Raw genomic sequence first — 12,097 nt, forward strand, 5'->3', positions numbered from 1 at the left:
TAGTACTTCTTCTCTTATTCTTTAAAAAAATATATAAATAAAAATATATGCGTGCGAAATCAAAAATAGACTATCTTAGGAGGATTTTTGATGAAATTTATTATTCAAAGAGATCATCTCGTCCAAAGTGTACAAGATGTAATGAAAGCTGTATCTTCACGAACTACTATCCCTATCTTAACGGGTATTAAAATTGTCGCATCTACAGAAGGTGTAACACTCACTGGAAGTGATTCTGATGTATCAATTGAATCATTTATTCCAACAGAAGAAGCAGGAGATGAAATTGTCGAAATTAAAGAGACAGGCAGTATTGTCTTACAAGCACGTTTCTTTAGTGAGATTGTAAAAAAGTTACCTAAGGATACAGTCGAGATAGATGTTCATTCGAATCTATTGACGATTATCCGTTCAGGTAAGGCTGAGTTCAACCTTAATGGACTTGATGCGGACGAATATCCACAATTACCTCAAATTGACGAAAATCACGGATTTAAAATCCCTGCAGACCTATTGAAAAATATGATTCGTCAAACTGTATTTGCTGTCTCAACTTCCGAAACTCGTCCTATTCTTACAGGTGTAAATTGGAAGGTTGAAAATAATCAGCTAACTTGTACAGCAACAGATAGTCATCGACTAGCAATGAGAACAGCACCGATTCAAACAGAAGAACAGGTAGATTCTTTTAATGCAGTTATCCCTGGAAAGAGCTTGACGGAATTAAGCAAAATCCTGGATGATACAACCGATCTAGTAGATATTGTGATCACAGAAAATCAAGTATTGTTTAAAACCAAACATCTATTATTCTTTTCACGTCTATTGGATGGGAATTACCCCGATACTTCAAGATTGATTCCTACAGAAAGCAAAACAGAAGTTATTTTAACAACGAAGGAATTTTTACAATCAATTGATCGTGCGTCCCTTTTAGCGAAGGAAGCAAATAATAATGTTGTCAAATTTACTACGTTACCTGATGGAGTTGTTGAAATTTCCTCAACCTCCCCTGAAATTGGAAAAGTAAATGAAGAAATTCAAAGTAAGTCTATTGAAGGAGAAGAATTAAAGATTTCTTTTAGTGCAAAATATATGATGGATGCTTTAAAAGCATTAGAGAGCACTGAAATTCGAATTAGCTTTACAGGAGCCATGAGACCGTTCTTCATCAAGGCAATTGACGATGAAACTGTTTTCCACTTGATTCTTCCGGTACGTACGTACTAATTCTTGAATGAAACAAGCACTACTAGGTCGTAAAAACCTAGTAGTTTTCTTTTCTAGTTGTGTTTTCTTTAGTAAAATAAAAGAAAGAAGGCGAAAAAATGGCAAAAAAAATTGAAATTTCGACAGACTTTATAACATTAGGTCAGTTTTTGAAGCTTGCAGATATTATTCAAACAGGTGGAATGGCAAAATGGTTTCTAAGTGAACATGAAGTCTATGTCAATGGTGAGCTAGAAGATCGCCGTGGTAAAAAGCTAGTGAATAAGGATTTGGTAGACATTCCTGGCTTTGGAACGTTTATTATTTCAATTGTCTAGTTCTAGGCACCATCGGCTCGAGGCTTAGCCGATTAAAAGGGGCCAAGAGCAATCGGATTAAAAGTGGGTGGAGCCATTTGTTCATTGAGGAAATAAAGCTAACAAATTATCGGAACTATGAGAAGTTATCAATTCAGTTTGAAGATAAAGTAAATGTCATACTTGGAGAAAATGCTCAAGGTAAGACAAATGTGATGGAATCCCTTTATGTTTTAGCAATGGCAAAATCACATCGTACATCAAATGATAAAGATTTGATTCGCTGGGATGAAGAATATGCTAAAATAGAGGGTAGGGTTCAAAAAAGGAACGGCCCATTATCATTGCAGCTAGTTGTTTCTAAAAAAGGTAAAAAGGCAAAAAGCAATCATTTAGAGCAGCAAAAGCTAAGCCAATATGTTGGAAATATGAACGTGGTCATGTTTGCCCCAGAAGACTTAAATCTTGTAAAGGGAAGTCCTCAAGTTCGTAGACGATTTATTGATATGGAAATTGGTCAGGTATCGGCAGTATATTTACATGACTTAAGTCAATATCAGAAAATTCTTCACCAACGAAACCATTATTTGAAACAGCTGCAAACAAAAAGGCAAAAAGATCAAACCATGCTTGATGTATTAACATCACAGCTCACCCATGCTGCGACAAAAATCGTAAAAAAACGAATCGAGTTTCTGGTTTTATTACAAAAATGGGCAGAACCTATCCATCATGGAATTAGTAGAGGGATAGAAACGCTCCAAATTGAATATAAACCCTCTATTGAGGTATTAGAAACCGGTGATTTGTCGAAAATGGTAGATGTATATGATGAAAAGTTTGCTAAAATAAGAGAGAGGGAAATTGAAAGAGGAGTTACTTTAGCGGGGCCACATCGTGATGACCTGGCATTTTTTGTGAATGGAAAAGATGTTCAAACATTTGGGTCTCAAGGTCAGCAACGTACGACTGCCCTCTCATTGAAGTTAGCTGAAATAGAATTAATACATTCAGAGATAGGGGAATACCCCATTCTTTTATTAGATGATGTTCTTTCAGAATTAGACGATTTTAGACAGTCTCATTTGTTAAATACCATCCAGGGTAAGGTTCAAACCTTTGTTACAACAACAAGCGTTGAGGGAATAAATCATGAAACACTTAAGCAGGCAGCAACCTTTGAAGTGTCTGCGGGAGTCATATCAAAGCTTAAATGAGGTGATGAAGATTGTTCATACATTTGGGAGATAATGTAATGGTTCGCTCTTCAGATGTCATTACGATACTGGATCGACAGCTTTTAAAATCATCCTCTATTGTCAATGAGTTCTTGGATGTTCAAAAAGACAGAGTGGTAGAATTGTCAAATGGGAAAACAAAGTCGGTCGTAGTAACGGTTGATAAGGTGTATTTTTCACCTCTATCATCTAGTACATTAAAAAAACGATCACAATATGTATCGGATTTTGAAACAATTTTAGAAGAAATATAACTTTTTCAGTAAAGCTCTATGGTTACTAAGTATAAGTGTAAGGCTCTTGCCTGAATAAAGTTAATGCCTTCGGCGGATGCTTACCTTTTTCAAAGAAATTTCTTGGAAGATAGCAACGAAGACTAAGAACGCCACTCTGTGGTTACGTCTTTGTGACCCACATCTGTGGGTCTAAAAATGCTAGGCGCAAATATGCCAAGGCGTATTTGACTATATAGTGTAGGTGATATTTGTGGCAATGGAAGAGAAAGAATTGCAACAACAGGAATATGATGAGAGTCAGATTCAGGTCTTAGAAGGGCTAGAAGCCGTAAGAAAAAGACCTGGTATGTATATTGGTTCTACTTCTGGCAAAGGTTTACACCATTTAGTATGGGAAATAGTTGATAACAGTATTGATGAAGCCTTAGCGGGACACTGTTCAGAGATTAATGTAATTATCGAAGAAGATAATAGTATTACCGTAAAGGATAATGGACGTGGTATTCCAGTAGGTATCCATGAAAAGATGGGTCGTCCAGCTGTTGAAGTTATCATGACTGTTCTGCATGCTGGTGGTAAATTTGATGGCGGTGGCTATAAGGTTTCAGGTGGTTTGCACGGGGTTGGTGCATCGGTCGTTAATGCTCTCTCCACAAACCTTGAGGTACACGTACATCGTGATGGGAAAATTCACTATATTGCTTTTGAACGTGGTGCCGTTGTTTCGGAACTACAGGTAGTTGGCGAAACAGACCATACAGGTACGATCACTCATTTTAAACCAGATGGTGAAATTTTTACGGAAACACTTGAATATGATTTTGACACTCTAGCAACTCGCTTACGTGAACTTGCCTTTTTGACTAGAGGTGTAAAAATAACAATTGAAGACAAACGTGAAGAAAACAAACGGAAAGAATACCATTATGAAGGTGGTATTAAGTCTTACGTTGAGCACCTTAACCGTACAAAAGAAGTGATTCATGAGGAGCCTGTTTTTGTTGAAGGCGAAAAAGACGGAATTGCAATAGAAATTGCTCTACAGTATAACGATAGCTATACAAGCAGTATCTATTCTTTCGCCAATAATATACACACCTACGAAGGTGGAACTCACGAATCTGGTTTTAAGACGGCATTAACACGAATTATTAATGATTATGCACGCAGAAATAATATATTCAAAGATAATGATGCTAATTTAACTGGCGATGATGTTCGTGAAGGATTAACAGCTATTATTTCGGTCAAGCACCCGGATCCACAATTTGAGGGTCAAACAAAAACGAAATTAGGAAATAGTGAAGCAAGAACAGTTACCGAATCTATTTTTTCTGAGAAACTAGAATCATTTTTACTAGAGAATCCTTCTGTTGCTCGGAAAATTGTAGAAAAAGGTACAATGGCTGCCAGAGCACGAATGGCTGCAAAGAAAGCCCGTGAATTAACAAGAAGAAAGAGCGCATTAGAAGTATCAAGTCTACCAGGTAAACTTGCTGATTGCTCATCAAAGGATCCTTCTATTAGTGAACTTTATATCGTTGAAGGTGATTCAGCTGGTGGTTCAGCTAAACAAGGTCGAGATCGCCATTTCCAAGCTATCTTGCCTCTAAGAGGAAAAATTCTTAACGTTGAAAAGGCAAGATTGGATAGAATTTTATCCAATAATGAAGTGCGATCCATGATTACCGCATTAGGGACTGGAATTGGTGAAGACTTTGACATAACTAAGGCTCGGTACCATAAAGTTGTAATCATGACAGATGCTGATGTGGATGGTGCACATATACGGACTTTATTATTGACGTTCTTTTATCGTTTTATGCGACAAATCATTGAAAGTGGCTTTGTCTATATCGCTCAACCACCTTTATACAAGATTCAACAAGGAAAACGCATCGAATATGCGTATGATGACCGAGAACTTGAAAGATATTTAAGTGAATTACCTAGTAATCCAAAACCAGGAATCCAACGTTACAAAGGATTAGGAGAGATGAATCCAGAGCAACTTTGGGAAACAACAATGGACCCTAGTAATCGTACGATGCTTCAGGTTACTCTTCAGGATGCAATTGATGCAGATGAAACTTTTGAAATGTTGATGGGTGACAAAGTTGAACCACGACGTAACTTCATCGAAGAAAATGCACAATATGTGAAAAACTTGGATGTATAACTTATTCAATGGGGTCTACACCCTTACTGAAGTAACGTTATGACCTTTAGCACCGTCATTTTGACTCATCAGTGGGTTCAAATGATTGTTCGCAAGATACAAAGGTGCATTTGATTGAATTTACGCAGGATAGTGTTATGCTATCCTGTCTTTACTTAGATAATTGAATGGGTAAAAATAAGAAACTGATTTATTTATACCCCTGATAAGGGAGTGTTAATTTTTATGTCTGAAAGTCAAAATACGCATGTTAAAGAAATCAATATAAGCCAAGAGATGAAAACGTCGTTTCTTGACTATGCAATGAGTGTTATTGTTTCACGTGCCCTTCCAGACGTACGCGATGGTTTAAAACCAGTGCATCGCCGAATTCTTTATGCTATGAATGACTTAGGAATGACATCGGATAAGGCGTATAAGAAGTCTGCGCGTATCGTTGGTGAAGTTATCGGTAAATACCATCCACACGGTGACTCCGCTGTGTATGATACGATGGTTCGTATGGCACAGGATTTCAACTACCGCTATATGCTCATTGATGGTCATGGAAACTTCGGGTCTGTCGATGGTGACGCAGCAGCGGCTATGCGTTATACGGAAGCACGTATGTCCAAAATATCTATGGAGCTCCTGCGTGATATTAATAAGGACACAATTGACTACCAGGATAACTATGATGGTTCAGAAAAAGAACCAGCAGTTCTCCCTGCGAGATTCCCAAATCTATTGGTAAACGGAGCAGCGGGTATTGCCGTAGGTATGGCAACAAATATCCCTCCACACCAATTAGGTGAAATTATCGATGGTGTACTAGCTGTAAGTAAAGACCCAGAGATTACGATTGCCGAGTTAATGGACATTATTCCTGGCCCAGATTTCCCTACTGCTGGACAAATTTTAGGAAGAAGTGGGATTCGAAAAGCGTATGAAACAGGAAAAGGTTCTATTACTGTACGAGCAAAAGTAGAAATTGAGCAAATGAAAAATGGTAAAGAGGTCATTCTAGTGACTGAACTTCCTTACCAAGTGAATAAAGCTAAATTAATTGAAAAAATAGCGGAATTAGTACGAGATAAAAAAATTGAGGGCATTACTGACCTACGTGATGAATCCGACCGTACCGGAATGAGAATTGTCATGGAGGTTAGAAAAGATGCGAATGCGAACGTCCTCTTAAATAACCTATACAAACATACTGCTTTACAGACAACATTTGGAGTTAACTTGCTGGCTCTTGTTGATGGACACCCAAGGGTTCTTAATCTGAAACAATGCCTACAGTATTACCTTGAACATCAAGTTGTTGTCATCAAACGTAGAACTGCATTTGAACTACGAAAAGCAGAAGCAAGGGCTCATATTCTAGAAGGTCTACGTATTGCGTTAGACCATATCGATGAGATTATCGCATTAATTCGTGGTTCTCAAAATACGGATATCGCTCGCGAAGGCTTAATGACAAGATTTAATCTTTCTGAAAAGCAAGCTCAAGCAATCCTTGATATGCGTCTACAACGTTTAACAGGCTTGGAACGCGATAAAATTGAGGCTGAATATCAAGACCTTGTTGCCCTAATTGCTGAATTAAAAGCAATTTTAGCAGACGAACAAAAGGTTTTAGAAATTATCCGTGAAGAGTTGCTAGAAGTTAAAGAACGTTTTAATGACAATAGACGTACAGAAATTCTAGCAGCTGGATTTGAAATGATTGAAGATGAAGATCTAATCCCAAGAGAAAATATCATTATCACCCTTACTAATAAGGGCTATATCAAGCGTCTTCCAGCTTCAACATACCGAAGTCAAAAACGTGGTGGTCGTGGTATTCAAGGGATGGGAACTAATGAAGATGATTTCGTTGAGCAATTATTATCAACATCCACCCACGATACGATTCTGTTCTTCACAAATAAAGGAAAAGTATATCGCTTAAAAGGGTATGAAATTCCTGAATTTAGTAGAACAGCGAAGGGAATACCAATCATTAATCTATTAGAAATTGATAAAGGGGAATGGATCAATGCCATAATACCTGTATCTGAGCTTGTAGATGATTGGTTCTTATTCTTCACAACAAGGAAGGGTATATCAAAACGAACTCCACTTTCATCCTTTGCTAATATTCGCAAAGGCGGCTTAATTGCTGTTGGCCTTCATGAAGGTGACGAACTTATTTCAGTTCGTCTTACGGATGGATCAAAGGATATTATCATCGGTACGAAGGAAGGAATGCTAATTCGCTTCCCAGAGTCAGATGTACGTTCAATGGGACGAACAGCTGCAGGTGTCAAAGGAATTAATCTATCTGAAGACGATGAAGTAGTAGGAATGGAAATTCTTGAGGACGACTTAGATGTCCTTATCGTTACTGAAAAAGGATATGGAAAACGTACACCGGCATCAGAATATCGTATTCAAAGTCGCGGAGGTAAGGGCCTAAAAACTGTTAATATTACCGAAAAGAATGGTAAGGTAATTGCAGTTAAGGCTGTGACAATTGAAAATGATTTAATGCTTATTACTGCTGCAGGAGTATTGATCCGTATGGCAATTAGTGATATCTCACAAATTGGACGTACAACCCAAGGGGTAAAACTAATCCGATTAGATGAGAGTGAACACGAACATGTTGCAACAGTAGCAATTGTTGAAAAAGAAGTCGAAGAAGATGATGAAGAAATGGATGAATTAGAAACTGAAGCCACTGAAACTACTGAAACTACTGTAGAATCAGATGAAGAAACTGGTGATCAGTCTGATGATCAAGAGGAAACAGAGTAACTGTTTTCTGTATAAAGAGGAAAAGAGAAATACTGCAGGTGCAGTATTTCTCTTTTTTTGGTAAAATAATGCTATTATAAATTTTTAACTAGCAGTGGTTGAAACCGCCAAGGCGTATTTGATAGAGCGAAAGTTGAGGTCGGATTTAAGTGCGAGTGATGACGAACCAGTTACAGGAAGGGTGTATCCTATCAAGTGATATTTTTTCCTTGACGAATAAACCAATTATTCCTAAAAAAACAGTATTAGCAAATCAACATTTACAAGTGTTACAGCAATTTTTAGTTCAAGAAGTACAGGTTGAGTCATTCTTAATTAACGGTGAACCTTTTACACCTGCTGAACAGATAAAAGAAGTTGAAATTGTAAAGGATGAAAGCTCTTTAGTTGAAGACTATCTGATATCTGTAAAAGAATATAAACAATTGTTTCAGAGTTGGCAGGCCGGAACTCTTATAGATGTTGGAAAAGTACGTCAGGTTATCATTCCCCTCTTTAAGAGGGTCCTGCAGCAACCAAATGAGCTATTTTCGCTATACAGGTATTCTAACCGTGAAGACTATATCTATCATCACTCTGTGTCAGTTGGCCTACTATCAGGATATCTTGGCAAAAAACTCCAATTTAGCTTAGCAGATTGCAATCAGTTAGCAATAGCGGGCTTACTGAGTGATTGTGGCATGTCTAAGATTGATCCCAAAATACTAGTGAAAAGCTCTTCTTTGACATTACAAGAATACAATGAGGTAAAAAGGCATCCGTTATATAGTTACAGAATGTTAGAGAAAATCTCGTTACTTAAAAACAGCGTTAAACTTGCCGTATTTCAGCATCATGAACGCATAGATGGGTCTGGGTATGTGTTAGGCACCTCAGGAGAGAGACTACACCCATTCGGGAAGATTGTAGCAGTAGCTGATGTATACTTAGCTATGACATCGGAACGACCTTATAGCAACAGACAATCCCCTTTTAAGGTACTAGAAGAAATGAAAAGGGAATCATTTGGGAAACTGGATATTAAAATAGTTGAAGCATTAATAAATGGAGTAGGAAATATATCAATTGGGACGAAGGTTAAGATTTCAACAGGAGTTGTCGGAGAAATTATATTTATTGATCACAACCAACCGACAAGACCTTTACTGAAAATAAAAGAAAATGAATTTATGGATTTAAAAAACTATCGTGAAGTATTTATAGAAGAAATTTTGTAGTAACTCTCGACTAGGGGGTTACTTTTAGTATGAAAAGACAACTTATCAGAGTTGATATGAGAGGCTTTCGCTACTTATATTTAGTTTTTTACTTCTTTACGTATTATTTTAAAAAAGTAATTGACTCCGAATATTATATTATGATATATTAATAAAGTCGCTTCAAGGTGACGCAAAAAGTTCTTTGAAAACTAAACATAATACAAGCGTCAACGTTTTAATTCTAAGTAACAAATTATTGAGCAATCAATACTCTTATTGGAGAGTTTGATCCTGGCTCAGGATGAACGCTGGCGGCGTGCCTAATACATGCAAGTCGAGCGGATCTTTGGGAGCTTGCTCCCAAAGATTAGCGGCGGACGGGTGAGTAACACGTGGGTAACCTGCCTGTAAGACTGGGATAACTTCGGGAAACCGGAGCTAATACCGGATAACATATAAGACCACATGGTCTTATATTAAAAGATGGCTTTTAGCTATCACTTACAGATGGACCCGCGGCGCATTAGCTAGTTGGTGAGGTAACGGCTCACCAAGGCGACGATGCGTAGCCGACCTGAGAGGGTGATCGGCCACACTGGGACTGAGACACGGCCCAGACTCCTACGGGAGGCAGCAGTAGGGAATCTTCCGCAATGGACGAAAGTCTGACGGAGCAACGCCGCGTGAGCGATGAAGGCCTTCGGGTCGTAAAGCTCTGTTGTTAGGGAAGAACAAGTACCGTTCGAATAGGGCGGTACCTTGACGGTACCTAACCAGAAAGCCACGGCTAACTACGTGCCAGCAGCCGCGGTAATACGTAGGTGGCAAGCGTTATCCGGAATTATTGGGCGTAAAGCGCGCGCAGGCGGTCCTTTAAGTCTGATGTGAAAGCCCACGGCTCAACCGTGGAGGGTCATTGGAAACTGGGGGACTTGAGTGCAGAAGAGGAGAGCGGAATTCCACGTGTAGCGGTGAAATGCGTAGAGATGTGGAGGAACACCAGTGGCGAAGGCGGCTCTCTGGTCTGTAACTGACGCTGAGGCGCGAAAGCGTGGGGAGCGAACAGGATTAGATACCCTGGTAGTCCACGCCGTAAACGATGAGTGCTAAGTGTTAGAGGGTTTCCGCCCTTTAGTGCTGCAGCAAACGCATTAAGCACTCCGCCTGGGGAGTACGGTCGCAAGACTGAAACTCAAAGGAATTGACGGGGGCCCGCACAAGCGGTGGAGCATGTGGTTTAATTCGAAGCAACGCGAAGAACCTTACCAGGTCTTGACATCCCATGACAACTCTAGAGATAGGGCTTTCCCTTCGGGGACATGGTGACAGGTGGTGCATGGTTGTCGTCAGCTCGTGTCGTGAGATGTTGGGTTAAGTCCCGCAACGAGCGCAACCCTTGATCTTAGTTGCCAGCATTCAGTTGGGCACTCTAAGGTGACTGCCGGTGACAAACCGGAGGAAGGTGGGGATGACGTCAAATCATCATGCCCCTTATGACCTGGGCTACACACGTGCTACAATGGATGGTACAAAGGGCAGCGAAACCGCGAGGTTAAGCAAATCCCATAAAACCATTCTCAGTTCGGATTGCAGGCTGCAACTCGCCTGCATGAAGCCGGAATCGCTAGTAATCGCGGATCAGCATGCCGCGGTGAATACGTTCCCGGGCCTTGTACACACCGCCCGTCACACCACGAGAGTTTGTAACACCCGAAGTCGGTGGGGTAACCGTAAGGAGCCAGCCGCCTAAGGTGGGACAGATGATTGGGGTGAAGTCGTAACAAGGTAGCCGTATCGGAAGGTGCGGCTGGATCACCTCCTTTCTAAGGAAACTGAAGTTCTACGAACTTCATAAAAAGACGCCTCTGTATTATGTTTAGTTTTGAGAGAGCTACTTTGTTCTCTTATATGTGTGAATGGGCCTATAGCTCAGCTGGTTAGAGCGCACGCCTGATAAGCGTGAGGTCGATGGTTCGAGTCCATTTAGGCCCACCATTCATTTAAATAATTTGGGGCCTTAGCTCAGCTGGGAGAGCGCCTGCCTTGCACGCAGGAGGTCAGCGGTTCGATCCCGCTAGGCTCCACCACTAAACTGATGAAATCATAAATTGATTGGAATCAGTTATTTTGTTCCTTGAAAACTAGATAACGTAACAAAACATTCATTGAAGTAACATGTAAGTTCTTTAAACTTTAGGCGCATGAGAAGCGAGAAGGTCGAGGAAGCAAAGTTCTGGAGGAACGGAGCGTAGTTTTCGCTACGTGAGTACCGGAAGAACGAAGCTGACGAAGAGATTCGACGCTTATCAAAGCCGAATAGGTTAAGTTATGAAGGGCGCACGGTGGATGCCTTGGCACTAGGAGCCGATGAAGGACGGTACTAACACCGATATGCTTCGGGGAGCTGTAAGTAAGCATTGATCCGAAGATTTCCGAATGGGGAAACCCACTGCCCGTAATGGGGTAGTATCCATACCTGAATTCATAGGGTATGAGAAGGTAGACCCGGGGAACTGAAACATCTTAGTACCCGGAGGAAGAGAAAGCAAACGCGATTTCCTGAGTAGCGGCGAGCGAAACGGAAGATAGCCCAAACCAAGAGGCTTGCCTCTTGGGGTTGTAGGACACTCTATACGGAGTTACAAAAGAGCGAAGTAGACGAAGCGACCTGGAAAGGTCCGTCAGAGAAGGTAACAACCCTGTAGTCGAAACTTCGTTCTCTCTTGAGTGGATCCTGAGTACGGCGGGACACGAGAAATCCCGTCGGAAGCTGGGAGGACCATCTCCCAAGGCTAAATACTCCCTAGTGACCGATAGTGAACCAGTACCGTGAGGGAAAGGTGAAAAGCACCCCGGAAGGGGAGTGAAATAGAACCTGAAACCGTGTGCCTACAAGTAGTCAAAGCACATTTATGTGTGATGGCGTGCCTTTTGTAGA

7 protein-coding genes, 2 tRNA genes and 2 rRNA genes (1 of these 11 cut by a window edge) are annotated in these 12,097 nt (G+C 40.4%); all 11 read left to right on the plus strand.

Annotated features, from left to right (window positions below; translation table 11 throughout):
- Nucleotides 1–90 precede the first annotated feature (90 nt).
- A complete protein-coding gene (gene dnaN / locus ACWNMY_RS11095; protein WP_449538287.1) occupies nucleotides 91–1,230 on the plus strand; it encodes a DNA polymerase III subunit beta in 1,140 nt (379 codons plus the stop codon).
- Nucleotides 1,231–1,328: 98 nt separating this feature from the next.
- Nucleotides 1,329–1,547, plus strand: a complete 219-nt coding sequence (gene yaaA, locus ACWNMY_RS11100) for a S4 domain-containing protein YaaA (protein ID WP_449538288.1) — start codon at nucleotides 1,329–1,331, stop codon at nucleotides 1,545–1,547.
- A 77-nt stretch (nucleotides 1,548–1,624) separates the two neighbouring features.
- A complete protein-coding gene (gene recF, locus ACWNMY_RS11105; protein WP_449538289.1) occupies nucleotides 1,625–2,743 on the plus strand; it encodes a DNA replication/repair protein RecF in 1,119 nt (372 codons plus the stop codon).
- Nucleotides 2,744–2,766: 23 nt separating this feature from the next.
- The gene (remB, locus tag ACWNMY_RS11110; RefSeq protein ID WP_449538440.1) at nucleotides 2,767–3,018 is read left to right on the plus strand and encodes an extracellular matrix regulator RemB; all 252 of its coding nucleotides are present in this window, start codon (nucleotides 2,767–2,769) and stop codon (nucleotides 3,016–3,018) included.
- 238 nt (nucleotides 3,019–3,256) lie between these two features.
- Nucleotides 3,257–5,179, plus strand: a complete 1,923-nt coding sequence (gyrB, locus tag ACWNMY_RS11115) for a DNA topoisomerase (ATP-hydrolyzing) subunit B (RefSeq protein ID WP_449538441.1) — start codon at nucleotides 3,257–3,259, stop codon at nucleotides 5,177–5,179.
- 225 nt (nucleotides 5,180–5,404) lie between these two features.
- Nucleotides 5,405–7,960 carry a DNA gyrase subunit A gene (gene gyrA, locus ACWNMY_RS11120; protein WP_449538290.1) on the plus strand — a complete coding sequence of 852 codons (2,556 nt, stop codon included), beginning with the start codon at nucleotides 5,405–5,407 and terminating at the stop codon, nucleotides 7,958–7,960.
- Between the two features lie 158 nt (nucleotides 7,961–8,118).
- Complete coding sequence (locus ACWNMY_RS11125; RefSeq protein WP_449538442.1) at nucleotides 8,119–9,177, plus strand: HD-GYP domain-containing protein; 1,059 nt, start codon at nucleotides 8,119–8,121, stop codon at nucleotides 9,175–9,177.
- Nucleotides 9,178–9,432: 255 nt separating this feature from the next.
- A 16S ribosomal RNA gene (locus tag ACWNMY_RS11130) occupies nucleotides 9,433–10,982 on the plus strand.
- Nucleotides 10,983–11,077: 95 nt separating this feature from the next.
- A tRNA-Ile gene (locus ACWNMY_RS11135) sits at nucleotides 11,078–11,154 on the plus strand.
- Nucleotides 11,155–11,170: 16 nt separating this feature from the next.
- A tRNA-Ala gene (locus tag ACWNMY_RS11140) sits at nucleotides 11,171–11,246 on the plus strand.
- A 232-nt stretch (nucleotides 11,247–11,478) separates the two neighbouring features.
- Nucleotides 11,479–12,097, plus strand: a 23S ribosomal RNA gene (locus tag ACWNMY_RS11145); it runs 2,315 nt beyond the window's last position.
- Together the 16S and 23S rRNA genes with 2 tRNA genes alongside form the textbook arrangement of a ribosomal RNA operon.

The organism is Ferdinandcohnia sp. Marseille-Q9671 (assembly GCF_976954385.1).